Annotated in this window: 1 protein-coding gene; it reads right to left on the bottom strand. The window is 27.9% G+C overall.

All coding sequences use genetic code 11. The annotated features are described in order from the left end of the window. Nucleotides 1–700, bottom strand: a 700-nt coding sequence (locus tag ACLR9T_RS14235; RefSeq protein WP_413110127.1) for a GNAT family N-acetyltransferase, incomplete at its 3' end; no start/stop codon positions are given. Between the last annotated feature and the right edge of the window lie 231 nt (nucleotides 701–931).

Here is a 931-nt window from a genome sequence, read left to right as displayed (position 1 = left end):
TTGCCTCAGTTGTCAAATCATCTAAATAATCCATAATTTTTAATTTATATGGCATAGAAACATTAAATCCTTTGATATTTAATGTTTTTACACTGGTTATATAATCAGATAGCTGATTTTCTGCAACTTCAAATGCTAAATAAACATCATCTATTCCTAATGTTTGAAATGCTGTATTATGCATCATTGGTGAAAATGAATGTCTGATTGGATTCGCAACAATCCCATATAAACCTGTATATCCTGTAATCCTATTTTTCTTCTTTTCCAAAAGCTCCTCATCCCCTTTTTGATATATACTTTGAAATCCATATGACTCTAATATCTTTTTAGATGGTATATTTAGCGGATCAATATAAGCAACTATTCTTTGAACTGTCATTGTCTCTACAATCTTCATCAGCTCATAACAAATCTGCTTCCCATACCCTTGACGCCAATATCTTGGATAAATCATATATCCAACTTCAACACCATGAGGATATGGTTTTAAACATCCAACACCTACTAAAAGATCTTGATCAAAGCCTAAATAATATCCATATTTGAGATCATGATTCCATGAAGTGATTATTTCCCATTTCTCTTTTATTTCCTGTTCACTCAAAACATCTCCTGTAATCATCTTCATAACATCTTTATCTTGATAAAAAGATTTGATAATTGGATAATCATCATAAGTCATAAGTACAAGTTCCACAGAAATCACTCCATTCTCCTCTATTATATAGCAAACTTCTTCTACAACAAAGAAAAAGTAACAACTTTTAAAGCACCTTATATAGATTTTAAACAACAATAAAACATTTAAAGCCATATATCTAAAATTATTTATTTTGAGAATATAAATATTGATTTTATTATAATTTGAAATTTTTTGTAACTTTCAATCATTTTTTATAAATATTAGCCAGTAAAAAAACTAATTGAA

The sequence above is a fragment of the Thomasclavelia sp. genome (genome assembly GCF_047249845.1).
Classification (GTDB): domain Bacteria; phylum Bacillota_I; class Bacilli_A; order Erysipelotrichales; family Coprobacillaceae; genus Thomasclavelia.
The sequence above is the reverse complement of the archived record's forward strand: the minus strand, read 5'-3'. Positions and strand labels throughout refer to the sequence as shown.